Annotated in this window: 25 protein-coding genes and 1 pseudogene; 11 read left to right on the top strand and 15 right to left on the bottom strand. The window is 66.5% G+C overall.

Annotated features, from left to right (window positions below; genetic code table 11):
• Nucleotides 1–22 precede the first annotated feature (22 nt).
• Nucleotides 23–1576, bottom strand: coding sequence for an alkaline phosphatase (locus tag O0K41_RS01865; RefSeq protein ID WP_197592317.1), 1554 nt, complete (start codon nt 1574–1576; stop codon nt 23–25).
• 121 nt (nt 1577–1697) lie between these two features.
• Between O0K41_RS01865 and O0K41_RS01860 the strand changes: the two genes are divergently transcribed.
• On the top strand, nt 1698–2492 hold the full coding sequence (locus O0K41_RS01860; RefSeq protein ID WP_164222578.1) for a D-alanyl-D-alanine carboxypeptidase family protein: 795 nt from the start codon (nt 1698–1700) through the stop codon (nt 2490–2492).
• 13 nt (nt 2493–2505) lie between these two features.
• Here the strand turns inward: O0K41_RS01860 and O0K41_RS01855 are convergent, their stop codons facing one another.
• Nucleotides 2506–3099: a TetR/AcrR family transcriptional regulator gene (locus O0K41_RS01855; RefSeq protein ID WP_164222576.1), complete on the bottom strand. Its 594-nt coding sequence runs from the start codon at nt 3097–3099 to the stop codon at nt 2506–2508.
• A gap of 16 nt (nt 3100–3115) precedes the next feature.
• Entirely contained in the window at nt 3116–3712 is a 597-nt protein-coding gene (locus tag O0K41_RS01850) for an NAD(P)H-dependent oxidoreductase (RefSeq protein WP_005411247.1), read from the bottom strand.
• A gap of 125 nt (nt 3713–3837) precedes the next feature.
• On the opposite strand from O0K41_RS01850, the gene O0K41_RS01845 reads away from it, so the two are divergent.
• Nucleotides 3838–4368 (top strand): hypothetical protein, encoded by a 531-nt coding sequence (locus O0K41_RS01845; protein ID WP_049448500.1) that lies wholly within the window; start codon nt 3838–3840, stop codon nt 4366–4368.
• A gap of 33 nt (nt 4369–4401) precedes the next feature.
• Here the strand turns inward: O0K41_RS01845 and O0K41_RS01840 are convergent.
• Nucleotides 4402–5206: pseudogene (locus O0K41_RS01840) on the bottom strand (isocitrate lyase/phosphoenolpyruvate mutase family protein).
• 165 nt (nt 5207–5371) lie between these two features.
• Here O0K41_RS01840 and O0K41_RS01835 point away from each other — a divergent pair.
• The 4 genes from O0K41_RS01835 to accC all read left to right on the top strand — a co-directional run bounded on the left by O0K41_RS01835 (nt 5372) and on the right by accC (nt 8849).
• The gene (locus O0K41_RS01835; protein WP_033834056.1) at nt 5372–6100 is read left to right on the top strand and encodes a DOPA 4,5-dioxygenase family protein; all 729 of its coding nucleotides are present in this window, start codon (nt 5372–5374) and stop codon (nt 6098–6100) included.
• Between the two features lie 388 nt (nt 6101–6488).
• On the top strand, nt 6489–6932 hold the full coding sequence (gene aroQ, locus O0K41_RS01830; RefSeq protein WP_005411251.1) for a type II 3-dehydroquinate dehydratase: 444 nt from the start codon (nt 6489–6491) through the stop codon (nt 6930–6932).
• A 59-nt stretch (nt 6933–6991) separates the two neighbouring features.
• Nucleotides 6992–7471: an acetyl-CoA carboxylase biotin carboxyl carrier protein gene (gene accB / locus O0K41_RS01825; RefSeq protein ID WP_010481080.1), complete on the top strand. Its 480-nt coding sequence runs from the start codon at nt 6992–6994 to the stop codon at nt 7469–7471.
• 10 nt (nt 7472–7481) lie between these two features.
• The gene (gene accC / locus O0K41_RS01820; RefSeq protein WP_005411253.1) at nt 7482–8849 is read left to right on the top strand and encodes an acetyl-CoA carboxylase biotin carboxylase subunit; all 1368 of its coding nucleotides are present in this window, start codon (nt 7482–7484) and stop codon (nt 8847–8849) included.
• A gap of 97 nt (nt 8850–8946) precedes the next feature.
• Here accC and O0K41_RS01815 read toward each other — a convergent pair whose 3' ends face one another.
• Together O0K41_RS01815 and O0K41_RS01810 are read right to left on the bottom strand one after the other, a co-directional pair.
• Nucleotides 8947–9321 (bottom strand): hypothetical protein, encoded by a 375-nt coding sequence (locus O0K41_RS01815; protein ID WP_005411254.1) that lies wholly within the window; start codon nt 9319–9321, stop codon nt 8947–8949.
• Entirely contained in the window at nt 9318–10271 is a 954-nt protein-coding gene (locus O0K41_RS01810) for a hypothetical protein (RefSeq protein WP_049448507.1), read from the bottom strand. Before O0K41_RS01810 ends, O0K41_RS01815 begins: the two co-directional genes overlap by 4 nt.
• 164 nt (nt 10272–10435) lie before the next feature.
• Between O0K41_RS01810 and prmA the strand changes: the two genes are divergently transcribed.
• From prmA to fis, 3 genes are all read left to right on the top strand, one after another.
• Nucleotides 10436–11356: a 50S ribosomal protein L11 methyltransferase gene (gene prmA, locus O0K41_RS01805; protein WP_012481409.1), complete on the top strand. Its 921-nt coding sequence runs from the start codon at nt 10436–10438 to the stop codon at nt 11354–11356.
• 42 nt (nt 11357–11398) lie between these two features.
• Complete coding sequence (locus O0K41_RS01800; protein ID WP_164222570.1) at nt 11399–12166, top strand: DUF3426 domain-containing protein; 768 nt, start codon at nt 11399–11401, stop codon at nt 12164–12166.
• Between the two features lie 114 nt (nt 12167–12280).
• Nucleotides 12281–12556, top strand: coding sequence for a DNA-binding transcriptional regulator Fis (gene fis / locus O0K41_RS01795; protein WP_005419706.1), 276 nt, complete (start codon nt 12281–12283; stop codon nt 12554–12556).
• A 126-nt stretch (nt 12557–12682) separates the two neighbouring features.
• Here the strand turns inward: fis and O0K41_RS01790 are convergent, their stop codons facing one another.
• The 6 genes from O0K41_RS01790 to O0K41_RS01765 are packed head-to-tail and all read right to left on the bottom strand — an operon-like array spanning nt 12683 to nt 18483.
• Nucleotides 12683–13678 (bottom strand): phosphatidate cytidylyltransferase, encoded by a 996-nt coding sequence (locus tag O0K41_RS01790; protein WP_005414654.1) that lies wholly within the window; start codon nt 13676–13678, stop codon nt 12683–12685.
• The gene (locus O0K41_RS01785; RefSeq protein ID WP_005411260.1) at nt 13675–14304 is read right to left on the bottom strand and encodes a lysophospholipid acyltransferase family protein; all 630 of its coding nucleotides are present in this window, start codon (nt 14302–14304) and stop codon (nt 13675–13677) included. The genes O0K41_RS01790 and O0K41_RS01785 overlap by 4 nt, the downstream gene beginning before the upstream one ends.
• 13 nt (nt 14305–14317) lie before the next feature.
• Nucleotides 14318–14755, bottom strand: coding sequence for a hypothetical protein (locus tag O0K41_RS01780; protein ID WP_164222567.1), 438 nt, complete (start codon nt 14753–14755; stop codon nt 14318–14320).
• The gene (locus tag O0K41_RS01775; RefSeq protein WP_197567796.1) at nt 14752–16056 is read right to left on the bottom strand and encodes a phosphatase PAP2/dual specificity phosphatase family protein; all 1305 of its coding nucleotides are present in this window, start codon (nt 16054–16056) and stop codon (nt 14752–14754) included. Before O0K41_RS01775 ends, O0K41_RS01780 begins: the two co-directional genes overlap by 4 nt.
• A gap of 23 nt (nt 16057–16079) precedes the next feature.
• Nucleotides 16080–17831: a bifunctional alpha/beta hydrolase/class I SAM-dependent methyltransferase gene (locus tag O0K41_RS01770; RefSeq protein WP_164222564.1), complete on the bottom strand. Its 1752-nt coding sequence runs from the start codon at nt 17829–17831 to the stop codon at nt 16080–16082.
• Nucleotides 17832–17865: 34 nt separating this feature from the next.
• The gene (locus O0K41_RS01765; RefSeq protein ID WP_005411264.1) at nt 17866–18483 is read right to left on the bottom strand and encodes a CDP-alcohol phosphatidyltransferase family protein; all 618 of its coding nucleotides are present in this window, start codon (nt 18481–18483) and stop codon (nt 17866–17868) included.
• A 223-nt stretch (nt 18484–18706) separates the two neighbouring features.
• Between O0K41_RS01765 and purH the strand changes: the two genes are divergently transcribed.
• Complete coding sequence (gene purH / locus O0K41_RS01760) at nt 18707–20290, top strand: bifunctional phosphoribosylaminoimidazolecarboxamide formyltransferase/IMP cyclohydrolase (RefSeq protein ID WP_012481416.1); 1584 nt, start codon at nt 18707–18709, stop codon at nt 20288–20290.
• Between the two features lie 61 nt (nt 20291–20351).
• On the top strand, nt 20352–21635 hold the full coding sequence (gene purD / locus O0K41_RS01755; protein WP_308304421.1) for a phosphoribosylamine--glycine ligase: 1284 nt from the start codon (nt 20352–20354) through the stop codon (nt 21633–21635).
• Nucleotides 21636–21784: 149 nt separating this feature from the next.
• Here the strand turns inward: purD and O0K41_RS01750 are convergent, their stop codons facing one another.
• From O0K41_RS01750 to rpoH, 3 genes are all read right to left on the bottom strand, one after another.
• Nucleotides 21785–22216 carry a DUF2247 family protein gene (locus O0K41_RS01750; protein WP_164222562.1) on the bottom strand — a complete coding sequence of 144 codons (432 nt, stop codon included), beginning with the start codon at nt 22214–22216 and terminating at the stop codon, nt 21785–21787.
• Between the two features lie 59 nt (nt 22217–22275).
• Nucleotides 22276–23322 (bottom strand): RHS repeat-associated core domain-containing protein, encoded by a 1047-nt coding sequence (locus tag O0K41_RS01745; protein ID WP_239503584.1) that lies wholly within the window; start codon nt 23320–23322, stop codon nt 22276–22278.
• Nucleotides 23323–23595: 273 nt separating this feature from the next.
• Nucleotides 23596–24471: an RNA polymerase sigma factor RpoH gene (rpoH, locus tag O0K41_RS01740; RefSeq protein ID WP_005411269.1), complete on the bottom strand. Its 876-nt coding sequence runs from the start codon at nt 24469–24471 to the stop codon at nt 23596–23598.
• Nucleotides 24472–24494 lie beyond the last annotated feature (23 nt).

Here is a 24494-nt window from a genome sequence, read left to right as displayed (position 1 = left end):
ACAGCCCGCGTGCAACCGGGCGTTACCGTGGACGCTGCAGCACTTCCTGCACTGCGGCAGCCACGTCGGTATTGTCGATGTAGCTGCCGTCGTTCCAGCGCACGTGCTGACGGTAGCCGGCATCGACGCCCCGCACGCGTTTGCCCAGCAGCGCCGCGCCGGCGCCCCTGGCCCAAAGCGGCACCAGCGCGTTGGAGTGGCTGCCGGTGGGGCGGAAGCTGATTCCGGGCATGCGGCCGCGACCGTTGTTGCGTACCGGCGCGAAAGCCACGTTGTGTGCATCCGGGCCCATCGGCATGCTGTTGTCGTGGTCGGTGGTGACGATCAACAGGTTGCGCTCCCAGCCACCGTTGCGCTCGATCCAGTCGACCACCGCCGCCACCGCGTCATTGAACTCCACGGTCTCTTCGATCAGCCGGCCATGCTGCGGCTGATCGCTGCACTGGCCGTAATGCCATTCGGTGCCGCACGCACTGGTATGTGCGGCCCAGTCGGTGGCGCCGCCTTCCACCATCAGGTACAGCCCCTTGGACGAGCGCTGCTGCAGGAACTGCAGTGCGCCACGCGTCATGGTCGCCAGATCGGGCACGCTGTCGATCTTCCTCACTCCCGAAGGCGTGGCTGCATCCTTGCCCAGCACCTGCAGCTGGCGCGCCTGCTGCAGTGTGTTGGCCACGCGCGGCACACCGATCAGCGGCCGGTCGGCCGGCAACCGTCCCTGCGCCAGTGCGGCGAACGCTTCCTTGCTGCGGATCAGGCGCCACGGTCCCGCCGGATTGCCGCCGATGGTGCTGCCCGCTTCCAGCAGCTGCCAATCCTGCTGCGACACCCACTCCCATGGATTCGCACAGCCCTCCGCCTTCGCCGCGTCCGTACCTTCATGGCAGGCGCGGCCGTCGACGCTGTAGCCCGGGCCACCCGTGCCCATCACCAGGTCCATGTGGCCCTGCGCCAGCATCTGGTGTGCGATGGCGTGATAGTTGCTGCGCGATTCGTTCTGCGCCGCGAACGCGGCCGGCGTGGCATGCGCGAACGGCACCGAGGTGACCACGCCGGTGGCCATTCCCAGGCGCTTGGCGCGCAGCGTATTGAACTCGACCGGCTGGCCATCGTTGTTGAAGTTGATGGCGTTGTTGTAGGTCTTGATCCCCGAGGACAGCGCAGTGCCCGCCGCCGCACTGTCGGTAGCCACCGCGGCCAGGTACTGGTAGCCCGCAAAAGGCAGGTCCTGCGCAGGAACCGGCGCGTCATCCCAGGCCTTGCCCGGGTCGTAGCCAAGCGTCTGCGCGTTGTCACCGGTCGGCTGGCTGCTCGCGTTCAACGGAAAGGTGGTCACCGCCAGGCGCAGTGGGAAATCCGCATAGGGTGCGCCTTCACGGCTGCCGTACTGCCAGTAGGCGGCGGCGTCCCAAGTACCCCAGCCGGCACCGTCGTTGATCATCACGATCACATTGAGCGGACCGGCTTCGGCGGTGGAAACAGCCTCGGCGCGCAGGTTGGGCTGGCAGCCGCCAAGTGCGGCCAGCGCGAGCAGCAACGAAGAATGAAGCCAGCGGCGTGGAATGCGTGCAGTCATCGGATGTCCCGTCGGGCCATCGGCGGCCCATAATGGCGATACGTTATATCGTTTCAATATTTCAGCTTCGTGCAGCCGCCGCACACTATCCTCCAGGGTCCCCGCTACCATCGTCGCTTCCATGCCGTCTCCTGCTCCTGCGCGTGCACCGCTGTCGTCCATCACCCTCGATGCGGCAACTTTCGCGGTGATTCACCAGCACAACGCGGATATCGCCAGGCAGCCGGCCTCGCTGACCAAGCTGATGACCGCCTACGCGGCTTACGAATGTGTCGAGGAGCGCGGGCGCTCGTGGGGCGACGAAGTCACCATCGCCGCCGGCGACGTGCATGCGGTCGCCGACGATGAAACGCGCATGGGCCTGGTGCCCGGCGAAACGGTCACGCTCGCGGGCCTGCTGGAAGGGTTGATGATCGTCTCCGGCAATGACGCGGCGCTGGCCATCGCGCGCCACCTGGACGGATCGCAGCCTGCGTTCCTGGAGCGCATGAACCGGCACGCACGCCAGCTCGGCCTGCGCAGCAGCTGGTTCGCCAGCGTCTCCGGCATCACCACGCCGCACCATGCATCCAGCGCGCGCGACATGGCAGTGCTGGTCGCCTGCCTGCTGAATGACCATCCGCAGATACTGGCAATCACCGCGCAGCGCGCGTTCGTGCATGGCAGCTTCAGCCGCAACAACCAGAATGCGCTGCTTGGCGATTACGGCGTGGATGGCTTGAAGACCGGCTACACCCAGGCAGCAGGCTTCTGCCTGGCCGCCACCGCATGCCGGGCAGTGCCCGGGCGGGATCAGCCGGTACGCCTGATCACCGTGGTATTGGGTTCTGAAAGCCGCGACGCGCGCGATGCCCTAGTGCGCGATCAGCTGGCGGCAGGATTCGCCACGCTGGCCAGCACCACCGCCGGGGCCTGACGCCCGAAGCCGCTCAGCGCCGCTTGACCGTCGCCACGATCAGCCGCTGCAGCTCGGCCTCGGCGTTGGTCTTGTCCAGCGCGCCTGCCGCCACGGCTTCGGACAGGGCTTCAGCCGCACCGAGAATCGCCCAGCGCCCAGCAAGTGGCACCGTGCCATCGGCGGCAAACGGACCCAGCCATACGTCGCAGTTGTCGACGAAGTCCTGCTGGTAACGCCGCCGCACCTCGTGCAGTTCCGGCGCGCCCACCAGCGCGGCGAGGATGCCCTGCACTTCACTGCCCTGGCTGAGGATGCAGTCGATGTAGCCGGAGGCGATGGCCGCCGCACGGTCGGCCAGCTGCGCGCGGGCGCGACCGATACGCTCGTGGAAGACCACCGTCTGGCGCCCGTCATAGTCATCGTAGAGCGCGGCCAGCAGGCCGTTGCGGGTCACGAAGTGATCGTAGGCCACCGGCTTGGTCACGCCCGCCGCCTCGGCCAGCCGTCCCAGCGTCAACGCGTCGGTGCCTTCTTCACCGACCAGCGCCCAGGCCACGTCCAGCAACTGGCGGGCGCGTTGCTCGCGGGTCAATCGGCGGCGCGTGGGAGCGGCGTTGGCGGGCATCGGCGGAACACGGCGATCAGCGCATCGGAGTGCCTATTTTACGGCCGATCGCCAGCGCGGTCTGCAGATGCGCTCCGGCCGCACCGGTATCGGCATCCAGCAGCAGGTCGGACGTCAGCACGCGTGCGCCACAGTAGTCGAAGATGCCCATGTCGATCTGCGTCTTCATCGCCGCATCGTAGCCGCGTCGTTCGACCATCGCTGCATCGGCACCGCCCAGCCCCACCAGATGCACGTTCAGGCGCTGCAGCTTCTTCACCAGCTTGCCCTGCGCGTCCTGTGCGTAGGCCCATTCGTTGGTGAAGACACGGTCGATCCAGCCCTTCAGCAGTGCCGGGAACGACCACCAGTACAACGGGAACACCAGCACCAGTGTATCGGTGGCCTCCAGCCGTGCGTGCTCGGCGGCGATGTCGGCCGGTACCGCGCCAGTGCTGCGGAACAAGGCCTGGTCCTGGGCGTTGAAGCGCGGATCGAAGCCTTCGGCCATCAGATCGGCGTAGGCCACGGTGTTGCGGGCGTCGGCAGCAGTGATGGCATCGCCGATGCGATGCGCCATCGCATGGGTCAGCGAACCGGGTTCAGGGTGGGCGATGACAATGAGGCTGTGCATGGGAGTCTCCAGGAATCAATACCTACCAATAGTAAGTAGTGATTTTCGGGATACCAGCGCCATCGATGGGACGCTGTTTTCGCATCCACCGTATAGTGCGGCGGTGCCCTGTGAGACACCCGAACATGGATCGACGCCTGCCCCTGACGATACTGATGCTGCTGTCGCTGTTGCTGCCATCCGCCTTCGCAGGTGAACTCAGTCCCAGTGATGCGAAGGCACTGCGCGAAGATGTGCGCGCCATGATGACTGCATACGCCCGCGGCGATGCGGACTTCCTCATCGAACGCACCCATCCCAGCCTCAAGCGACTGGCCGGCGGCGATGACGCCTTCCAGGCGATCACCCGTGATGCGTTGAAGAAGCAGCACAACGCCGGTGTAGTGATCATCAGCGAAGATGTAGGTGTGCCGACCCGGACCTATGCTGCCGGAGAGGAAGAAGTCTGCTTCGTGCCACGCCAATCCCTGATACGGGTGCGTGAAACCCCAATGCGCAGCACCACGTTCATGGTGGCCGTGCGCCGCGTTGGTGGTTCCGGCTGGACGTATCTGGATGGCACCGGGCTGCAGGGCAATCCAAACCTGCTTCGCCAACTGCTGCCAGCGCTGGAACCCGACGTGACCTTACCCAAGCGGGAGATCGAGGCGCTGTAGTCGCCGGCCCCTCCCGCCTTGCACGGCGTGGATCTAGCGGAACAGCGCGTTCAAGGCAGCCCCGGAGGCCGCCTGCTGCAGCCCATCGAAGCGTCCGTCCTGCACGATCGGCTGGGTCGCCTGCATCAGCCCGCCCCACGCGGCACGGGCGAGTGCGCCGCCCAGACTCACCCGGCGAATGCCGAGCGCGGCAATGTCCTGCAGGCGCAGCGGTGTCGGTCCACCGACCAGCAGGTTCACCGGCTTCGACCCGGCAGCGGCGACCACCGCGCTGATCTGCTCGCGCGTGCTGATGCCAGGTGCATACAGCACGTCGGCACCGGCCTCTGCGTAGGCACGCAGGCGCTGCAGGGTGTCCTGCAGATCCGGCACGCCAACGAAGAAGTTCTCGGCGCGGCCGACCAGCAGCACGTCGCCACCCGCGCGGTCGATGGCTGCACGGGCAGCGCGCAGGCGCTCGACCGCCTGGTCGATCGGACGCAGCGGTGCATCGGCCACGCCGCTGGCATCCTCGATCGACAATGCCGCAATGCCGGTGGCGATCGCCGCGGCCACCGCCTCCTGCACCATCACCGAAGTCGGCATTCAACGGCAATGGGGTCGCTGCCACCATCACGCGCAGATGCGCCAGCGTGGCCTGCAGCGAAACCGCTCCGTCCGGCCGTCCTTCGCTCCAGGCGCAGCCGGCACTGGTGGTGGCCAGTGCCTGGAAGCCCTGCCGCTGCAGGTAGCGGGCACTGCCCACATCCCACGGGTTGGGCAGCACGAAGCAACCCTGCGCGTGCAGCTGGCGGAAAAACGCGCGCTTTTGCTGTGTGTCGGCATCGGGCGAGATCATGGAAGGGCTCCGGGCGGCAGACCTGCACCCTAGCCCGCCCAGCGGCCACGCTCAACGACAACGGGGCGCACCTGCATGAGGTGATGCCCCCTGCTTATTGGACGCTGTGGATGCGGGTGCCCGAGCGTGCTTGCCTGCCCACACGATGCCGCCACGGAGCCCTTCATGCACCCGGACCCGCAGACCCTCACCGACGCCGGCGATGATGACGCCCACTGGGCCGACCTGCTGTCGCCGGCACGGCGCCGCCTGATCGCTTCGGCGGGTCTGGCCGCTGGCGGCCTGGCCAGTGCCTCGACCGCCGCCGCAGCACCGCGCGGCAACGACGCGGTGAATACCACCGAGCCTGGCCGCCCCGGCTTCCGTGCCATCGTGCCGCCAGCACCGGAAGGGCGCAGCCCCTGGGGCCAGGCCACGGCCAGCGAACCGACCCCGCGCCCGGCCAGCGTGCGTCCCGGCGAGGCCACCCTGCCCGTGACCCCACGCGCCTACACCGACATCAAGAGCTATCACGCGCACATCTACTTCGACGAGGACAGCTTCGAGAAGGCTGCGCTGCTGCGGCGCTGGGCGGCCGAGCGCTTCCCGGTGGAGCTGGGCAACTGGAACCTGGAACCGCGCGGGCCGCACGTCACCCCGTCGTTCTACTTCGGCTTCACCAACGACCTGCTGCCGGTGCTGGTGCCCTGGCTGCAGCTCAACAGCCTGGGCCTGACCATCCTGATCCACCCCAATACCGGTGATGGCCGCGCCGACCACCTGTATTACGCGTTGTGGGTAAACCGCGCGCAGCCGGTGAATGCCTACAACTGGCCGGCACCGAAGCCTGGAGAACGGGAACCGCTGGAAGAGGTGTTCCCGAACGTGGTGCCGACGGTGCCGCTGGAGACGTGAGCGGGGGCGTGGCGGGGGGCAGTGGGTGGCGTGCGGCGCACCTTGGGCTGCCCCTCGGTGGGTGCGTAGCGTGCTACGTACCGAACGTCCTCCATCCACGCATCGCGTGGATCTATTGAATGGTGGCCTCATCCGCGCGTGGCGTGGATCTACTGCAGCACCACCCATGACAGCATCAGCCCTGCCCATGCCTGCCGCCATCGTCGGCCTACGTGCATGCATCCCCGGCCTGCGAGCCATTCAGCGCGCCTTGATCCAGCGCCCCCCATACGGCCACAAGCGCTCCGGCAGATTTCAAACGTTCGATTGAAACGCTGCAAACTTCGCCGAACTGGACAGCATCCGCCGGTTCCGCCAGACTGCCGCCCTTTCCCGTCTTCCGGATCCCATGGCGAAGCTGCTGGTCCTGCACGGCCCCAACCTCAACCTGCTCGGCACACGCGAGCCGGAGGTCTACGGCCACACCACGCTGGCCGACATCGACCAGGCCCTGGCCAGCCAGGCATCGGCCGCCGGACACGCGGTGGAGAGCCTGCAGTCCAATGCCGAGCACGTGCTGGTGGACCGCGTGCAGGCCGCACGCGACGACGGAACCGCTTTCATCCTGATCAACCCCGCCGCCTTCACCCACACCTCGGTTGCCCTGCGCGATGCGCTGGCCGCGGTGGCGGTGCCGTTCATCGAGATCCACCTGTCCAACCCGCATACCCGCGAACCGTTCCGCCAGCACAGCTACTTCAGTGACAAGGCGGTGGGCGTGGTGTGCGGCTTCGGTGCCGACAGCTACCGCTACGCGATGGACGCGGCGCTGCTGCGGGTATCCGCCACCTGATTGTCGACCCGGGCGCCCACGGCGCTCTCCTCACCTAGATAGAAACCAAAGAGGCCCTCATGGATCTGCGCAAAATCAAGAAGCTGATCGACCTGCTGGAAGAGTCGAACCTGGCTGAAATCGAAATCAAGGAAGGCGAAGAGTCGGTGCGCCTGTCGCGTGCCCCGGTGGCCGGCTATGCCGCCCCGGTCGCCGCCCCGGTGTACGCCGCTCCGGCCGCCCCGGCACCGCAGGCAATGCCGATGCAGTCGCCGACCGAAGCCTCCACCGGCGGTACCGCCAAGCCGGGCCCGGCACTGCCGGAAGGCCACGTGCTGCGCTCGCCGATGGTCGGCACCTTCTACGCGTCGTCCGCCCCGGACAAGCCGGCCTTCGTCACCGTTGGGCAGCAGGTCAAGGAAGGCGAGACCCTGGCCATCATCGAAGCAATGAAGATGTTCAACCCGATCGAAGCCGACAAGTCTGGCACCATCGTCGCCATCCTTGGCGAGAACGGCCAGCCGGTGGAATTCGACCAGCCGCTGTTCGTGATCGGCTGAGGGGCACGCCATGCTCGACAAAGTCGTCATCGCCAACCGAGGGGAGATCGCGCTGCGCATCCTGCGCGCGTGCCACACCCTCGGCATCCGCACGGTGGCCGTGCATTCCACGGTCGACCGCAACCTCAAGCATGTGGCCATGGCCGACGAGTCGGTCTGCATCGGCCCGGCGCCGTCGCCGCAGAGCTACCTCAACATTCCGGCGCTGATCGCCGCCGCTGAAGTCACCGACGCGCAGGCGATCCATCCCGGTTACGGCTTCCTGTCGGAGAACGCCGACTTCGCCGAGCGCGTGGAAGAATCCGGCTTCATCTTCATCGGCCCCAAGGCTGACACCATCCGCATGATGGGCGACAAGGTCGAAGCCATCCGCGCGATGAAGTCGGCCGGCGTGCCGTGCGTGCCCGGTTCGGGCGGCCCGCTGGGCGATGACATCGTCGCCAACACCAAGATCGCCCGTGAGATCGGCTACCCGGTCATCATCAAGGCGGCCGGTGGCGGTGGCGGTCGCGGCATGCGCGTGGTGCATGCCGAGGCCTCGTTGAAGACCTCGATCGAAACCACCAAGAGCGAGGCCAAGGCCGCGTTCGGCAATGGCGAGGTCTACATGGAGAAGTTCCTGGAGAACCCGCGCCACGTGGAAATCCAGGTGCTGGCCGACGGCCAGGGCAACGCCATCCACCTGGGTGAGCGCGACTGCTCGATGCAGCGCCGCCACCAGAAGGTGGTGGAAGAAGCGCCGGCACCGGGCATCACCGCCGAACAGCGCGAGCAGATCGGCAAGGTCTGCACCGAAGCCTGCGTGCGCATCGGCTACCGCGGCGCCGGCACCTTCGAGTTCCTGTACGAAGACGGCCGCTTCTACTTCATCGAGATGAACACCCGCATCCAGGTGGAACATCCGGTCACCGAAATGGTCACCGGCATCGACCTGGTGGCCGAGCAGCTGAAGATCGCCGCCGGACAGAAGCTGTCGATCAAGCAGAGCGACGTGGTGCTGACCGGCCACGCGATCGAGTGCCGCATCAACGCCGAAGACGCCGAGACCTTCGTGCCGAGCCCGGGCACCATCACCGGCTTCCATCCGCCGGGCGGCCCCGGCGTGCGCGTGGATACCCACATCTACAGTGGCTACCGCGTGCCGTCGAACTACGACTCGATGATCGGCAAGCTGATCGTGCACGGCCCGGACCGCGAAACCGCCATCGCCCGCATGCGGGTGGCGCTGAGCGAGATGGTGGTCGACGGCATCAAGACCAACATCGCCCTGCAGCAGCGGATCATGCGCGACAAGGGCTTCCAGGCCGGTGGCCAGAACATCCACTACCTGGAAAAGCGTCTTGCCGAGCGCAAGAACAAGCCGATCGCACTGACCTGATCGGCAGCAGGTACTGGACATGAAAAGGGCGGGGATATCCCCGCCCTTTTTCCATTGCCGTAGAGCCGAGCGTGGGCTCGGCTCTACGGCAGGTGCATCAGCGCTTGTCGGCAGCTTCGGCCGGGATCTGCGAATTCGCCAGCGGGCGTACACCATTGGGCGAGCTCGGGTCGACGATCACCATCGTCTCGGTGGACCCATCGGGCCACACCACCTGGAAGGTACTGCCTGCCGGCAACGATGCGAACGGCATGCCGCTCTGCGCGCGATAGACCGCAGCGACCTGGCTGGCACCCACGCGGCGCACATCTTCCTGCGCCTTCACCGTGGTCAGTTCCACTTTCGACAGATGCCGGTAACGATCTTCATAGGTGTCGATCATCAACAGCCCGACCGCGCCGGCCGAATAGGCCACGAACAGCGCCACCCAGAACCAGAACTTGGCCCCATGCAGGAATCGACGGTAGTTCATTGCCCGCCCCTCTTGCCAACCAATCGCTTGATCCACTGCTTCATTTTCCCCGCACCTTGCCGCGAAACCGCAGCGTCATACACGAAATCACGGAAATCCTGCGTCCCATCCTGCGAACAGATCCCTCCATTCGCGCAAAAACTGTTGACCAGCACGCTGTCGGCACCACACGGTAGACCGAGCTCGCAGGCCGCAACCCGCCACGCCAGTTCACTGAGCTGTTCACCCGCGACCAGGCCAGTGAGCGCCTGGTCGCCCGCCGCGCGCACGCCCATGCCCGGTGCAATGGCCATGAAGGCCTCCGGATCGCGCGATGTGCGCACCCGCTCGACCAGGTCACGGCGGTACTCGGGGCTGTCATTCAGCGGCTCGCCTTCGGCAAACAGCGATGCTTCCGCTGCGAGGTTGCCCTGCGTGGCCGCCTTGCGGCGCTCGGCCAGCACCAGCGCGGACCCCAGCTTGTCGCCCGGCACGAAGCCGCCACAACGCTGCGCCACGCGCTCGCGCGCCTGCACCATCGCCGGTGCAGCGGTCAGGCCCAGCCCGGCCAGCACATTGTTGTCCAACCGATAACCGCCCGGATCGATGGCGTACTGCGCGCAGTAGTCGTAGACCCGGCTGAGCATCCAGCGCGCCTCGTGATTGCCGTCGTCGGCCTGCACGCGCAGGCGCTGCGCGTAGGCGTACAGATCGGTCGCATCCTCGATGTCCGCGCGCAGGTCCAGCGGCAGGCCCGAAGGCAGCGCGTTGCCGCGCTCGAACGCCGCCAGGCGACGCGCCAACGCTTCCGGCACGACCGGCAGGGGCGCCGCAACCTGCGCCGTCGGCAGTTCGCCTGCGGTCACCGGTACCGACCCGGCATGGCCGCTGGCCCGATACCCGGCCACGCCCAGCACGGCCACCGCCGGCAGCACGAGCAACCAGGTTTTCAGGGTCGGAGCAAAGGCCATTGGCGGCAGTGAGCGTTCATGGCGCACAGGAAAGCAGCAAGTTTAGCAAGGCCCGCCAGGCCTGTCTGAATCGGTTCCGTTCATCTCCAAGCGGCATCTCAGGCAATACGGAGACGCTCCGATGGTCTAGCATGGCCCCCTTTCCCGCGATTGCCCCCACCGCCATGCCGTTCCTGGAACTGACCCTGCGTTGCACCGAAGCTACCCAGCCCCGCTATGAGAATGCGCTGGAGGATGTCGGCGCACTGGCCGTCACGCTGCTTGATGCCGAGGCCGATACCAGCAACGAACAGGCCATTCTCGAGCCGGGCGTGGGCGAGACCCCGCTATGGGACACCCTGGTGCTGAGCGCGCTGTTTCCCGCCGACAGCAACGCGTTGCTGCTGCTGGCCGCGCTGGAAGCATTCGACCCGGAACTTGACTGGAGCAGCGGCAGTTTCCGCGCGGTTGAGGACGAGGACTGGGAACGCGCCTGGCTGGACCAGTTCCAGCCGATGGCTTTCGGCAGCCGCACCTGGATCGTGCCGTGGAACCATGAACTGCCGGAGGCCGCACAGGCTGCAGACGCCGCCGTGGTGCGGCTGGACCCGGGCCTGGCGTTCGGCTCGGGCACCCACCCGACCACCGCGCTCTGCCTGCGCTGGCTGGACCAGCTGGCCGTGGATGGCCTGCTGCAGGGCCAGCGCGTGCTCGACTTCGGCTGCGGCTCCGGCATCCTTGCGCTTGCCGCGCTGAAGCTGGGCGCCGCTGAGGCCATCGGCGTGGACAACGATCCGCAGGCCCTGGTCGCCACCGCCGACAATGCCGAGCGCAACGGCGAACAGGCGCGCATGCACGTGTACCTGCCGCCGGACGAACCGGTCGCCACCTACCCGATCGTGGTCGCCAACATCCTCGCCTCGGCACTGGACGCGTTGGCCGAGCTGCTGGCCGCGCGCGTGGCTGCCGGCGGCCGTATTGCCCTGTCCGGCATCCTGCACGGCCAGGAAGGTGAACTGCTGCAGCGCTATGCCGAATGGTTCGACGACCTGCAGGCGACCCAGGATGGCGACTGGATGCGCATCACCGGCGTGCGCCGCGCCTGATCGTGGTTGAATGACTGCTGGATCCGAGCCCGCACCCTGAGCATGTCCGAGCCGAACCCACCGCGACGCCCTCTGGCAACCTTCCTGCGCACCGCCCCGGAAGGTTCGCCCGTGCCTGCGACCGATGCGCGCACGCAGGAACCAGAAGAACACGCGTCGCCTGCCATGCAGGTGCCAGCCGGGCCCGCCGAAGCGGCGCATGTGGCGGCAGAGATGCAGCACGACGATGCGCCTGTCATCGTTGATGACATTGCGGCCATCGCGTCGGCACCGGTTGCAGTGCCGGCGACGACGGCCGCCGTTGACGCGCCGAGTTTCCTTGGCAGTGCGCGCCCCCGCGGCCTGCCGGCACCGCGCTGGCACTGGCTGCTGGTTGCAGGGCTGGCGCTGCTGCTGGTGCTGCAGAGCCTGCTGGCCGACCGTGCGCGGCTGGCCGCCGACGCTGGCAACCGTGCTTGGCTGGGCACGCTCTGCGGCCTCCTGCGCTGCAGCCTGCCGGCCTGGCATGAACCCACTGCCTTTACCATGACCAGCCGCGAGATCCGGCCGCTGCCCGGCCAGGCCGGCGTGCTGCAGGTGCAGGCCAGCATCCGCAACGACGCACGCTGGGCACAGGCCTGGCCGGACCTGCGCCTGTCACTGTCCGATGCTGATGGCCGGGTGATCGGCAGCGGTGTGTTCACGCCTGCGCAGTACCTTGGCGAGAACCCCGGCGCCGCGCTGCTGGAACCGGGCCAGAGCGCGCGCGTCGCCTTCCGTGTGCAGGAGCCCGCCGCATCCACCGTCGCATTCACCTTCGACTTCCTCTGAACGTGAAAAGGCGACCGGCCGTGGCAGGCCGGGCACGCTCGCGCTAGACTGGCCGCCACCACCTCGTCCGGCCGCGCGCACCGCGCGCACGGGCCCACCGAATCGGGAACCCCCTTGAACGCTGTCCTCTCTCGTCCTGACAACAGTCGTGGCGCTCCCCGGCCACCGCTGCGTGAACATGTCGCCCAATCCGTGCGCCGTTACCTGCGTGACCTCGATGGCTGCGACGCGGACGATGTCTACGAGATCGTGCTGCGCGAGATGGAGATCCCGCTGTTCGTGGAAGTGCTCAACCACTGCGAAGGCAACCAGAGCCGCGCCGCCGCGATGCTGGGCATCCACCGTGCCACCCTGCGCAAGAAGCTGAAGGAATACGGCATCAGCGCGTAAGCGCGCACGGGTAGTGCCGGCCGCTGGCCGGCAACCCCACGAACGATGGCAGGATGTTGCAGTTGCCGGCCAGCGGCCGGCACTACCGGTAGATCCACGCCATGCGTGGATGGAAGCCCGGCAGAATCAACCGCCGCCGCCCGCCTTCCAGTAATACCGCACCACGTGGAAGAACACCGGCGCGGCGAAGCACACCGAATCCAGCCGGTCGAGCATGCCGCCATGGCCCTCGATCATGTGGCCCCAGTCCTTGATGCCCCGGTCACGCTTGATCGCCGACATCACCAGGCCGCCCCAGAACCCCATCAGGTTGATCAGCAGCGACAGGCCGAACGCCTGCAGCGGCGTGAACGGGGTGATCCACCACAGCGCCGCGCCCAGTGCGCTGGCACTCAGCACGCCGCCGACGAAGCCCTCCACCGTCTTTGACGGCGACAGCTTCGGCGCGATCAGGTGCTTGCCCAACAACTTGCCCCAGATGTACTGCAGCACGTCCGAGGACTGCACCACGATCACCAGGAAAGCAAACAGCAGCACGTTGCGCGAGGGGTCATGGCCCGGCACGTGCAGGTTCAGCAGCAGCGGCACGTGCGAGATGCAGAACACGCAGATCATCAGCCCCCACTGCACCTTCGCCGTGCGCTCCAGGTAGTGCGTGGTATCGCCGCCGATGGTCGACAGGATCGGCAGGAACAGGAACGCATAGACCGGAATCAGCAGCGTGTACATGCCGTACCAGTCGATCCACACCAGGTAGTACTGCCACGGCAGCACGATGTAGAACGCGGCCAGCAGCGCGTAGTAATCGCCTGAGCGGGTCGGCGCCAGGGTGATGAACTCGCGCAGTGCGAACAGCGAGATGATCGCGAACAGCACGATCACCCCGGCGCGGCCGAAGAACAGCGCCAGCCCGACCACGATCGCCATTACCCACCACGCGCGGATGCGCGACACCAGGTTGGCGATGACCGCGCTGGGCCGGCCGCGCTGGCGCCATCGCAGCGTTTCGGCCACCAGCGTGGCCAGTACCAGCACCGCACCGACGCCAGCGAACAGCAGGCCGGTCTGCTGGCCCACGCTCTGCGCTGCCAGGTCGCCGGACACATCGATCAGGAAACTCATGCGCGCCCCCCGTTCGGCGCCAGGTCCAGCAGCGCCTGCCGGCTGCGGGCCAGGAAGGCCGCCTTGTCCTCGTCGGCCTGCAGCCGCAGCGGCGTACCGAAGGTGGCCGTGCACAGCAGCGGCAGCGGCAGGAACCGGCCCTTGGGCATCACCCGCTTCAGGTTGTCGATCCACACCGGCACGAATTCCAGCTCCGGCCGTTGCCGTGCCAGGTGATAGATGCCGCTCTTGAACGGCAGCAGCGGCTCATCGCCCACGTTGCGGGTACCTTCCGGAAACAGGATCAGCGAGCAGTCTTCGTCCACCGCGTCACGCAGGGCCTGCAGCGGATCCTGCTGGCGATGGCCGGCCTCGCGCTCGACCAGCACGCCGTTGAACACCGCATCGATCAGGTAGCGACGCAAGCCGTCGCGCTGCCAGTATTCGGCCGCGGCAACTGGCCGCACCTGGCGCCGCAACGCAGGCGGCATCGACGACCAGATCAGCACGAAGTCGCCATGGCTGGCGTGGTTGCCGTAGTACACACGGCGCTCGCTGGACGGCGCGCAACCGATCCACAACGCGCGGGCACCGGTCACTACATGGATCGCACCACTGCAGGCGCGGGCAATCAGTTCGGCGAACATTGGTCCCTCCCGTTCACGTCTGCGGCCACAACACGGCCAGCACCAGCAGTGCGAACTGCACCGCTGTCAGCAGGTACTGGCGCAGCAGCAGGCGACGCATGCCGGCCCAGCGCGCGTCCCAGCCCCGCAGGGGCGCATCGGGCGACGCGCGGCGCAGGCCGCTGTCCTGCAGCAGCTGATCAGTGCGGCGCGCGGCGGCATCGCCGTCCAGGCGCTCATCGCGCAGCAGCTGCAGCAGGCTGGCGTCCAGCGCAACCCGCCACGCGTGGTACGCCTGGGCCACCCCTGCAGACATGCTGGCCAGCAGCAACCCTGCAGCGATCATCGCCAGGCCCGGCTCGGTGCCGAGCAGCAGCAATGCCACCAGCAGCAGCCCCAGCGACAGGCATGCCGGCCAACGCCCCTGCCGCAGCAGCAGCTGCATGGTCGCCAGATCGGGAACCGTGCTCATGCGCGCACTCCTGCCGCGTCGGTGATGGCACGCAGATGGGCCGTACCCAGCACGATGCCAGGGCGCGCAGCACGCACGATCGCCACCGCCGCGTCCGCATCGGCCGCACGACCGCTGCGCAGCAGCCAGGTGGCCACGCTGGCGGCGCTGCGCGAATAGCCCAGCGCACAGCACACCAGCAACGGTCCGTGCGCATGCAGGCGCTCGATGGCCTCGGCCGCTTCGCGCAGCTGTTCCGGTGCAGGGACCACCAGGTCCAGCATCGGCACGCTGGCATACGCGGCGCCCTGCGCGCGACAGGACAGCTCGGCACAGGCATCGACCACGCCCACCAGGGGGGCCGGCAATGCCTCAGAGGGAATGCGCCCCAGCCACACACCGTCCATCACCGGCACCGGCTGCGGCGCACGCCGCGTCCACAGCCGCGAGTTGATCCAGGCAGCGCCCAGGTACGGTGCCAGCAGCCATCGCGCGGCCATCGTCAGGCGGCCATCGGCGCGCTTCTGGAACACCGCTGTACCCAGCCCGGCATAGGCCAGCGCCACCAGCAGCAACGACGTCACCGGCCACAGCAGCCACAACGCGGCGCCACGCAGAAGCACCACCGGCACCAGCAATACGGCGGCCCCCAACAGGTACAACGCTGCCAATCGCCAACGCCTCGCATCACGCGCGGTGTGCCAGGCCCGCAATGGTGGCGTGCCCTGCTCCGGCCACAGCCAGACGCACAGCCAACCGGCCAGCAGGCCGGTCGGGATATCGATGAAATGGTGCTGGAACGTGGTCAGCACCGAGACGCCGATCAGCAGTGCCCACACATGCAGTAGCCCGCGCCACACGCCATGCAGGTACTGCGCGAACTTCACCCACAGCACGATCAACAACACGATGTGCAGCGACGGCGCCTGGTTGAACGGCCTGTCGAAGCCCAGCAGCACATCGAACAGCCAGCCGAACACACCCCCGATCTCCGGACGCTCGAAGCTGAAGCGCAGCGGCCACAGCAGAAAACAGGTGACCGCGATGACCTGCGCACTGAACAGTCGCAGCGCATGCCGGTCCAGTTCCAGCCGACGCCGGCACAGGAAGAACGAGATCGCGTAGAACAGATCGATCGACCAGTACGGCACGATCGTCCACGGCACGAACGGGATGCGTGTCTCCCACGCGAACGCCATCACCGGCAGGGTGGCGTGGCGGCCGGCCATCCAGTTGGCGAAGCCATAGCTTGCGAAGAAGAACGGACCCAGCAGGGCCAGCCACAGCAGGGCGCGCCGCCAGGGGCGCCCTTCCGCGGCCAGCGGGGTTGCGGCGAGCGTCGCCATCACGCGGTCCGGCGCGCCAGCGACACGGTGAAGATGCCGAAGTCGTCGATGCGCTGCGCCACCTTCTCGAAACCGGCCAGGCGCACCAGCTCATCCATCTCCTGCTGGGTACGGCGACGCATCACCCACGCCGCGCCACCGCGATGGCTGGTCAAGGCGCGGGCGATGAATTCCAGCTGCGGGTGCCAGGGTTGGCCGGTGTAGGCCAGGTAGCCGCCCACCGGCACCGTTGCGGCGATACCCTGCAGCGAGCGCAGCACGGCGTCGTTGTCGGGGAACAGTTCGTACAGGCCCGAGACCACCGCCAGTGTCGGTACTGGATCGACCTTGGCCAGTTGCGCCGGATCGAACGCATCGCCCTGCTCGAAGCGGGCGATGTCGGCCGCACCGAGGCGCTCGATCAACGCTTGGCCCTGGGTCACGTTCAGATCGCTGAAATCACGCAGCACGATACGGTCGGCGCGCTGTTCGCCCTGGCCCAGCGCTTCCAGCACATACCGGCCATGGCCGGCGGCCACGTCCAGCACACGCACCGGCGTGCCCTGCCCGCGCAGGCGCTGGGCAGCGTCGCGCAGCAGTTCCTGCAGGTGCTGGCCGCGCACGCGGATGCCACGCCAGCCGATTGCATCCAGGTAGTTGCGGTCGACCATCCGCCCCAATGGGCCCTTGCCGCGCGCCTCATTCCGGTAGATGTAGTCCAGCGTGCTACCGGAATCGAAACCGGTCCGCAGGCCCAGCGCGATGCCTTCGGACAGCGTGCCGCCGAAGCGCAGGCCGCCACGCACCACGCGCCAGCGCAGGTCGGCCAGGCTGTTGCGCTCCGGTGGCCAGGCCAGGATCTCGGATTCTTCGAAGGTTGGCCCGTGACGGTGCGCGTCGCGGCGTGACAGCTCGCGCAGCGGCTCGGCAAAACGCGCCTGGATGAAGCTGCGGATGCGCGCCAGTGCTGGTGCACGATCGCGCTCGCCCAGCGTGTCGTGGAAGAAGCCCGGCAGATGCACACGCTCCTTGATCGGGCTGGACAGGCGCTCGTAGAAGCGGTCCTGCGGGCCACGGTGCACGACGAAATCCGAGCCGGACACCAGCAGCTGCACCGGTACGCTGATTGCCTGCGCATCGGCCACGATGCGGTCGGCCGCCTCGTACAGGCCCAGCAGCACGCGCACCGAAATCGGCCGGGTAATCAGCGGGTCGGTGCGGTAGCTTTCCGCCCGCGCCGGATCGTGGGTCAGCCACTGCGGCTTGACGTAGCTGTTGACGAAGAAGTTGCCACGCAGCTTCTGCATCAAGGCCAGGCCCGGCCGCGCGAACGGCACGTACAGCTTCACCTTGAACGCCGGCGAGGCCATGACCAGCGCGCGCAGGCGTGGCGCGTAGTCGTGCACCCAGGTCGCGGCGACCACCGCCCCTACGCTCTGCGCGATCACCACGATGTCTTCCACCGCAATGCCGTGCTCGGCGCCGATGTGGGCGATGAAACTGTCCAGATCACGCACCAGCGCCGGGAAGCCCGGTGCATCGCCCCGTGCGCCCGGCGAACGGCCATTGCCGCGCGCGTCCCAGGCGAAGAAGGCGGTGTCGGGCAGGTCCAGCTCATCGACCAGGTGGGTGACCCGGCCGGAGTGCTCATGGCCGCGGTGCAGCAGCACGATGGCCTTGGTGGCCGGCGTTGCGGTGGTGCCCGCCCAGTACCGGTAGAACAGCGGTACCTGGTCGAAGCTGTGGAATTCCCGTTCCTGCGCCTGACGCATGCAATCTCCTGATTGTCTTCTTGTATCTGCTTGATTAATTCGGCGAAACCGCTGCTTCCCGCAGTCCCCGACGGACGCGGTTGACCATCGTCAGCACGCACAGCACCGCCATGACCGCGGCCACGCCAGTGACCGTCATCGCGCCAACCCACTCGAACGCCAGCAGCAGGCCCAGCGCACCGATCACGAACGCGCGGTCGCTCTTGCCCATCGGGCCGTCGTAGCGGCGGCTGGCACCGACCATCAGCCCCAGCACCCCGGCGTACTCGCTCAGGGCCGCGGTCCAGGCCAGCAGCCACAGCATCTCGGGGCGCACGCCCGGCACGCTGAGCAGGCTCAGGTACAGCGCCGCGTCGGCGATTACATCGCACAGCTCATTCAGATAGGCGCCCAGCCGCGACTGCTGGCCGAACTCGCGGGCCAGCATGCCGTCCACGGCGTTGAGCGCCATGCGCAGCAGCATCCACAGTGGCAGCAGCAGGTACAGCAGGGGCTGGGCCGGCGCGCAGCACCAGACGGCGGCAGCCACCAGCAGCGAGACCACGGCAGCGGCCACGGTCACCGTATTGGCAGTGATCCCCATGCGGTACAGGCCGCGTACGGCTGGACGCAACAGGTCCTGGAAACGTCCTTTCAATGCATAGATCGACATGATCCGTACCCGCTGATCCTTGGCAGTGCGGGCACAGCCTACCCCATCGTTGGCAGATTCCGACAACCCTGCTCTGGTCCGCAGGCCAGCCCCCGGATCGGGCCGGATCGGTGTGCCCGACCCGGCCTTGCGTCGATCGCCACGGCAAATTACCCCTTCCAGCGCCCGCCACCGGCCCCCACCGCCTACAATATCGGCCCCGCTCCGCTGCCGATTCTGTCCCATGACTGCCGATCTGTTGCCCGTCCGCCGGGCCCTCCTCTCCGTTTCCGACAAGACCGGCCTGGTCGAGCTGGCCACTGCGCTGGCCGCACGCGGCGTGGAGCTGCTGTCCACCGGCGGCACCGCCAAGGCGATCCGCGATGCGGGCCTGGCCGTGAAGGACGTGGCCGACGTCACCGGTTTCCCGGAAATGATGGACGGCCGGGTCAAGACCCTGCACCCGATGGTGCACGGCGGCCTGCTGGGCCGTTCCGGCCTGGATGATGCGGTGATGGCTGAGCACGGCATCGGTGCCATCGACCTGCTGGTGCTGAACCTGTACCCGTTCGAATCGGTCACCGCCAAGGCCGACTGCACCCTGGCCGACGCGGTGGAGAACATCGACATCGGCGGCCCGGCCATGCTGCGTTCGGCGGCCAAGAACTTCGCCCGCGTGGCAGTGGCCACCGACCCCTCGCAGTACGCCGAGCTGCTGGCCTCGCTGGACGCCAACGACGGCCAGCTGTCGGCCAGCACCCGCTTCGCCTTCTCGGTGGCTGCGTTCAACCGCGTCGCCCAGTACGACGCGGCCATCAGCAACTACCTGTCGGCGGTCACCGCCACCGACGCCGCCGTGCCGGCGCGTGCCGAGTACCCGGCGCAGATGAATTCCACCTTCGTGAAGGTGATGGACCTGCGCTACGGCGAAAACCCGCACCAGAGCGGCGCGTTCTACCGCGACCTGTACCCGGTGCCGGGCACCCTGGCCACGTTCCAGCAGCTGCAGGGCAAGGAACTGAGCTACAACAACCTGGCCGACGCCGATGCGGCGTGGGAATGCGTGCGCCAGTTCGATGCGCCGGCCTGCGTCATCGTCAAGCACGCCAATCCGTGCGGCGTGGCGGTTGGCGCCGGCAACGGCGATGCCTACGAGCTGGCCTACGCCACCGACCCGACCAGCGCCTTCGGCGGCATCATTGCCTTCAACAAGCCGCTGGATGCGGCCACTGCAAAGGTCATCCTCGACCGCCAGTTCGTTGAGGTGCTGATTGCCCCGGATTACGAGCCGGCCGCGCTGGAATACGCACAGAAGAAGGCCAACGTGCGCGTGCTGCGCATCCCGCACGGTGATGGCCTGAACAACTTCGACAGCAAGCGCGTCGGCTCGGGCCTGCTGCTGCAGTCCTCGGACAACCGCGGCATGACCCGCGACGAACTGAAGGTGGTCAGCAAGCTGGCACCGACCGACAAGCAGTTCACCGACCTGCTGTTCGCCTGGAAGGTGGCCAAGTTCGTGAAGTCCAACGCGATTGTGTACGCCAAGGACAACCGCACGATTGGCGTGGGCGCCGGGCAGATGAGCCGCGTCTATTCCGCGCGCATCGCCGGCATCAAGGCGGCCGATGCAAACCTGGTGGTCGAGGGTTCGGTGATGGCTTCCGATGCGTTCTTCCCGTTCCGCGACGGCATCGACGCCGCTGCTGCCGCCGGCATCAAGGCGGTCATCCAGCCGGGCGGTTCGATGCGCGATGCCGAAGTGATCGCCGCCGCCGACGAACATGGCCTGGCGATGGTGTTCACCGGCGTGCGCCACTTCCGCCACTGATCCGCATCACGAAGCCGGGCTCTGCCCGGCTTATCTCTTCCGTACCCGAGAACCCTGTCCCATGAAGATCCTCGTCATCGGCTCTGGCGGCCGCGAACACGCCCTGGCATGGAAGCTGGCCCAGTCCTCCCGTGTCACCGAAGTGATCGTGGCACCCGGCAACGCCGGCACCGCCAGCGAAGACAAGTGCCGCAACGTGGCGGTGAAAGTCACCGATATCGACGGTCTGCTGGCGCTGGCCCAGGCTGAAGGCGTGGCACTGGCCGTGGTCGGCCCTGAAGTACCGCTGGTGGCTGGCGTGGTAGACCGCTTCCGCGCCGCCGGCCTGCGCATCTTCGGGCCGACCGCCGCCGCCGCGCAGCTGGAAGGCAGCAAGGCCTACGCCAAGGACTTCCTGGCCCGCCACAACATCCCCACCGCGTTCTACGCCGTGCACACCGACGTGGACGCCGCCCTGGCCTACATCCGCGAGAAGGGCGCGCCGATCGTGGTCAAGGCCGATGGCCTGGCCGCCGGCAAGGGCGTGATCGTGGCGATGACCCTGGCCGAAGCCGAGGACGCGGTACGTGACATGCTCTCGGGCAACGCGTTCGGCGATGCCGGTGCGCGCGTGGTCATCGAGGAGTTCCTCGACGGCGAGGAAGCCAGCTTCATTTCGATGGTGGACGGCGTGCATGCGCTGCCGATGGCCACCTCGCAGGACCACAAGCGCGTCGGCGACGGCGATACCGGCCCGAACACCGGCGGCATGGGCGCCTATTCGCCGGCCCCGGTGGTGACGCCGGAGGTGCATGCACGGGTGATGCGCGAGGTGGTGAACCCCACCGTGCAGGGCATGATCGCCGACGGCATCCCGTTCACCGGCTTCCTCTACGCCGGCCTGATGATCGATGCCAGTGGCGCGCCGAAGGTGATCGAATTCAACGTGCGCTTTGGCGACCCGGAAACGCAGCCAGTGATGCTGCGCCTGCAGTCGGACCTGGTCGAGCTGGTGGAAGCTGCCATCGATGGCCGCCTGGACCAGGTCGAAGCGCAGTGGGACGTGCGCCCGTCGCTGGGCGTGGTGCTGGCGGCCAGGCCGTACCCGGAAGCGCCGATCACCGGTGACGTGATTTCCGGCCTGGACGACGTGCCGGCCAGTGCCAAGGTGTTCCATGCGGGGACTGCATTGGACGCGCAGGGCCACGTGGTCAGTGCCGGCGGTCGCGTGCTGTGCGTGGCCGCACTGGGCGACAGCGTGCGCGACGCGCAGGCCACTGCCTATGCCGGGGTGGCCAAGGTGACCTGGGCCAACGAGTTCCACCGCAACGACATTGGTTGGCGCGCGATCGCACGCGAGGGGTGAGGCCTGGTAGATCCACCACGCAGCCTCCTGCATGGAACCAGATCACGGATTCTGGGAGTTTTCACCGTCCTCGGCATGGAAGCCGGGACGGTGCGCTTCGGGAAGAGGCGACGCACATCAAGCGAAGGAAATTACGCTGAGTGAATCCGCTATTTCGCCGAGTCAAGATAACGTTTCCAGTTCTCGAAGAGACGCGCAACATTCTGCTCATGTGAGTGCGCAGTCGGATCATACCCATCAGAAGCTGGCATGTACCTGACAAAGCTCTCCAGAGACTCCGGGTAATCAAAATCAGCGTAGATCCTCTCAACCTCTCCGAGCGGATCAGCAATCTCATCGCGCTTGGCGTAAGCGTCCGCGAGAAATGCAACAAGCCATCTTCTGAGAATCTCATCCTCGTTTGAGTTCTTATCGAATGCCGCCAACTGCGCAGCTACGCTATTACGCTCATCGGGAAAAGCCCCTTCAAGTCTTTCAATCAAGGCGTTCAGATTGAACTTCTCTTCCAGTTCCTTCTGCTCCGACGCGCAGTGCTTCACAACCTCAAAGTCAATCAGATGGCGCCCCAGTGCCCACGCCACCTCGGTCTGACTCCAGGGTCCATAGGGCTGAATACAGTCATACGTTCTCATGTAGACACTCACTTCTTGTTTGGTATTCCGTTCATGCTGCCACCTTCCACAAATCTTTGATGGGTCAAGTCGCCAGCCTTGTCGACTATGTATTCAAATCGACCGGCCTTTCCATTGAGTTCACCTGGCAGCTGAGTCAGAGTGCGGACCACGCCGTCACCCCCTGTCAATGGAGTATGAACACCCGCTTCTGCAGCGGTCTCTCGCATGAAGGTCGCCGAATTGTGCCCAGCGTCGGCTTTGAGTGCACTTCCCACAGGTCGGGAATTCAAAAGTGCCCGACCTTCAACACTCAGAACTTTGGATGCCGCCACACCTGCTCCACCGGCACCTGTAACTCCTGCGATATCAGCAGCGATACTGGTAGCTGCTGATACGACACTTGGATTGGCCATCGCAACCATGCCAGCTTCGATCAGCACTGGGGCAGCCATTGCCGCTGTAACAGCGATTGCGGCCGGTCTCATCGGCTCGTATACGGCGCCATTTCCGGCAGCAATATCCCTCCGATGCCGCTCAACGAATCGCTCTGCGGCCTGCCTTCCATCCGCATCGACGAACCTGTAGGGATTCCCGTTCGCGTACCGATACCTATTGAACTGCTCAACTGGCTTTTGGTGAGCGGTGACTGGGTCCACTGACAAAAACACACCCAGTTGTGGATCCATGTAGCGCTGTTGCATGTAGCTCAGCCCTGTGGCCGAGTCGCTCACATGTCCGGCGTACCCAGGTCCATCCGTGACCTGACCGCCTACCACGGCCCCGTAGGGCTCGTAGTCATATCGTTTGATGACGTTGCCGTTGGCATCGCTTTCGGCCACAACCGAGCCGAGGGCATCAGTGTGAATGTATGTGATCGTTGTCTGGGCGATTGCGGATGGTGACAGGCCAAGGCCCATCAGCAGCAAGCAGCACAGCCAGGCGCCTATAACACCAAGCTTGCGAGTTCGATCTTCAAATGCCCCGAAGCGGGTCGACACACCGCCTGCAGTTCCCCCGAACCTGCGCATCATTCCAATCCATGAAAGAGCCTTGAAGCAAGGCTTGGCATTCATAGCACAGGAAGGCAGTCATCGGAGTCCAACTCCAGGACTGAGGCCAAAATGACCATTCTGAATTGGACCAGGCCCTGGGCTATAAACCTCGCGAGGGATTGAACGGCCACCGGAAGCGCATGACTGCCAGCCATGGGCTGGTACTACTGAATCCGCCGATCAGCGGCCGGCATTACCAACTGCCATGCTGGCCAAACGAAAAGCCCCGACCAACGCCGGGGCTTTTCATCAGAACGCGTTCCGGAAATAGGAACCGAACCTAAGATCTATGCCTTACGCGGTGAACAGCGCCTTCATCTTCTTCAGCGCGTTCGCCTCAACCTGGCGGATGCGCTCGGCGGACACGCCGTACTCGTCGGCCAGCTCCTGCAGCGTCACCTTGCTGTCGGCGTCCAGCCAGCGACGGCGGATGATGTCGCGCGAGCGGGCATCCAGTTCGGCCAGGCCTTCGCGCAGCAGCTGCATCTGGTTGTCTTCGCTGTCCTCGCGCTCGTAGGCCATCGACGGGTCTTCGTCATCGGCAACCAGGAACGCAGCCGGCGACGGCGGTGCGTGTTCGTTGTCCTCGTCGGTCGGCGCGTCGAAACCGATATCGCGGCCGGACAGGCGCGACTCCATTTCCATGACCTCGCGCTCGGACACGTTCAGGTCCTTGGCCACCGCGCTCACTTCCGCCGCGTTCATCCAGCCCAGGCGCGTCTTCGACTTGCGCAGGTTGAAGAACAGCTTGCGCTGCGCCTTGGTGGTGGCGACCTTCACGATGCGCCAGTTCTTCAGGATGAACTCGTGCATCTCTGCACGGATCCAGTGCACGGCGAAGGAGACCAGGCGCACGCCCATGTCCGGGTCGAAGCGCTTGACCGCCTTCATCAGGCCGATGTTGCCTTCCTGGATCAGATCGCCCAGGGCAAGGCCGTAGCCGTTGTAACCGCGGGCCACGTGCACCACGAAGCGCAGGTGCGAGTGCACCAGCTCGCGGGCGGCGTCCAGATCGTTGCCGTCGCGGAAGCGACGGGCCAGGTCCTGTTCGTCATCGACCGACAGCACCGGGATCTGGTGCACGGCACCGATGTAGGCGTCCAGCGAACCGAGCGCACTGGGAATCGGGAGATTGTTTGCCACAAGGGCAGTAGAGGTGTTCTGGCTCATAGGCACCCATCTTAGCAGTCCGG

The sequence above is a fragment of the Stenotrophomonas sp. Sm2128 genome, from assembly GCF_030985535.1.
GTDB lineage: Bacteria > Pseudomonadota > Gammaproteobacteria > Xanthomonadales > Xanthomonadaceae > Stenotrophomonas > Stenotrophomonas maltophilia.
The sequence above is the reverse complement of the archived record's forward strand: the minus strand, read 5'-3'. Positions and strand labels throughout refer to the sequence as shown.